Genomic DNA, 2,783 nt, shown 5'->3' with positions numbered 1-2,783 from the left:
CGACGACTGCGTGTGGTCTTCCGCTTCGCTGCGCAGGGTGATGTTGTCCCGCGCGGCCAGCGCCACGTTGTCACCCTTCACCTGGCTGCCGATGATGCTCAGGTCACCGGCGGTGGCCACGATGCTGACGTCGCCCTGGCTGCGGATGGTGCTGCCCACCGCCGACTGGTCGTGGCTGGTCTGGCTGGCACTGGAGCTGGAGGCGCCGATGCCGATGCCGATGCCGATGCGCAGGCTTACGCCGTCAGTAGCGCCGGAAGCACCCTGCTGCATGGCGCTGCCGACGCCAGCGGCGGCATTGGCCGCCAGGGCGCCATCGACGAGGTGCTACGTCACGATCTCAAAGCTACACGCCGATGTTGAAGCCAACTTCGCGCTGTCGCTCTTGTTCTTCGATGACTGACTCATCTGTCGCTCGGACATTGCAACGATGCAACCTGCCACCTTGCGACGAAGATCTTGCGTCCACCGAGGTCAACAACGCTGGCGCCGACGCCTAGAACTGCGCAACGCATCGAAAAGGCGCGCCATAGCTATCCGGCACTATGTGCGTGGCTACGTTCACCATCACGACGAAAGAGACTCTGCGACAAGACGTCTGCCCTCGACACTTAGAGGATCCCACATAGAAATGAAGTAGGACATGGAATTTTCACTCAATCCCCCGTCTTTGGAGAACTCGAGCGCCAGCGCAACCGCAATTTCCACGTCCCGGCAAACCGTTCTGTCATCAAAGTAATCATCAACATACCGACTTGCGCCACGAAATTCGCTATCCCTGGACTCCCACCATTCAAGCAATCTATTCTTCCTATCCCCGTCAGCGGCGCAGAGAGTAAACCTACACTGCCGCCCAGCACTATCAATGTGGAATGCTCTGATCACAAAATCATCGGCGTCCAGAAGGGACAGCTCCAACATTTTTCCATTTTCAAACACTCGACGTACTGAGCTTTCAACTTTAGTTAATTCCGGCTTCTCGACCCACTGAGGCCCACGTGGGTCCTGCCTGTCGTTTAGCTTCATAACCAGTCTATTCACGCCCATACCCCAGACTTCATTCATGCAGAACCACCTCCCTGAATCCCTTGGAACCCTTGGTCCAGATTAGTTTGCTATTTCCCTCCACTCCAATCACCTCAAGTCGCTCTAGGCCCGACCTCTCCGCCGCTGCGAGCAAGTTATCACTGCCCCTACAGAAGCTACAAATTGGCTCCCCTCTGACGACGATCACCATTCTTTCGCCTGCCGTAAGCCCTTGCTCATAGGCTCGCTGGATGACCGCAATTTCCGCATGAGCGGACTTCATGCTGGAGTTTGGCGCACCATGCGGGAGGAGATCGGCCACCAGCGTCGGATGGTCTGCATCAGCGAGCTTGGTAGGTCGGGCGGTCTGATTGGTGTCTTTGAGCATTCGCCCGCCGACGGTTGCTTCTGCCGTAACCGTCACTGGCGCCTCGGCCCCCGGAAGCGTTGTACCGATCCATGGATCATGCCGCTCGGCCTGGATCAGTTGTCGCTTTAGTAGCTCAGCCTCTTCCTGCGGACTCAGACGATTCAGAGTTGCCAGAGAAGATTGTTCGCTTGCCCCGGCCTTCGCGCCTGCCTCTGCCACATCCGCACCGGCAGCCTGCATCGGCTTCAGCACCTGCTCGGATTGCAGCCCCCCCTTCTTTGCAGCATTCCCCGCGATCTCAGCACCCACCGCGCCGCTCGACAGTCGAAGCGTTTGTTCCGCAGTGGTAGCAGCCTTTGCCGCCACCAGGGCCGGCAGCACAGGTGCAAGCGAATGACCACCCACGTAGTCACCCATCACCGCATCGGCTGCTCCGCTGATGGCCTTGGTGCAACTGTACGGATTGAGGATGCACCAGCCACCGAACTCAACAGCCGCCGCCGCACCGATGCCAAGAGCGGCTGCGCCAGCCTGGACCACGGCAACGCCCTTCTGAGAGCGCGAGGCGTCGCCGTAGTAGCGCAGTGGCTCCTGGAACTCAAAGCGCCAGTCCTTGGTTGATCCGGCGGCGTAAGCAGTTCCCGAGATGGCAGTGTAGACGTCTTTGAAATAGCCGGTTTCGCGCCCAAGCTCTTCGCTGAACTTAGAGAAGTTGTCCCGATCGCTGCTGTCGAACGCGGTACCCCAGTCGTACTTGTTCTGGTTCTTGCGCAGGAAATCAATTGCGTCAGTGTTGTTTTCTACTCCACTCAGGTCGGACTGTATTTTCGAGTCAACGTACGCAGCCGCTTCCACAAGAAGGATGCGATAGGCCTCTTCCTTCGAGATCTTCTGCTCGCGGGCGAATTCCTCTGCATGGAAGCGGATCCACTTCACCTCGTCCGGGTGCAGCTGCCGATTGAACCGGTCCCCGGTCACCGCAATGTTGGCGCCCGTGCTTCCACCCAGAGCACCGCCCACCATCGCGCTGCCCACTTCCATCAGCGACTGGTAGTCCTCCCAGCTCAGGTTGCCCTTGTTGCTCTCGAGGAATTCCGAGATCGCGATCTTGGCCTTCTCCGCACCGGCAGCACTCACCGCGCCGTTCAACGCATCCGCACCACCCAATGCGGCCATCGCCGCACCGGCCATGCCGTGCAGCAGCGCGCGGCCATTGCCGCCGTCGGCCCAGAACGCCTTGCCTTCCTCGGTCTCCGCCTTCTGGCTCAGGTAGCCGCCCAGGTCGCCCACGCCCTTGAACAGCAGCTGCCCACCCAGCTGCATCACCTCGGCACGCTCCTGCATCTTGCGCAGGTCAACGGCCGACAGTGCGCTGTCGGTATCAAAG

At 59.7% G+C, this 2,783-nt stretch carries 2 protein-coding genes and 1 pseudogene; all 3 read right to left on the bottom strand.

The annotated features are described in order from the left end of the window. The coding region (locus tag RCF13_RS14120) for a hemagglutinin repeat-containing protein (RefSeq protein ID WP_308141268.1) at nt 1-273 on the bottom strand (273 nt) is incomplete at its 3' end. A gap of 294 nt (nt 274-567) precedes the next feature. After that, nucleotides 568-1,065, bottom strand: coding sequence for a hypothetical protein (locus RCF13_RS14115; RefSeq protein WP_134969469.1), 498 nt, complete (start codon nt 1,063-1,065; stop codon nt 568-570). Then, nucleotides 1,058-2,783, bottom strand: a pseudogene (locus RCF13_RS14110) (hypothetical protein); the annotation flags it as partial. The gene RCF13_RS14115 and the pseudogene RCF13_RS14110, both read right to left, overlap by 8 nt.

It is taken from the genome of Stenotrophomonas maltophilia group sp. RNC7 (assembly GCF_030910085.1).
GTDB lineage: Bacteria > Pseudomonadota > Gammaproteobacteria > Xanthomonadales > Xanthomonadaceae > Stenotrophomonas > Stenotrophomonas sepilia.
The sequence above is the reverse complement of the archived record's forward strand: the minus strand, read 5'-3'. Positions and strand labels throughout refer to the sequence as shown.

Bases quoted from the DNA above. Each gene is read 5' to 3' on its own strand.
- RCF13_RS14115 (WP_134969469.1), bottom strand. From the start codon at position 1,065: ATGAATGAAGTCTGGGGTATGGGCGTGAATAGACTGGTTATGAAGCTA.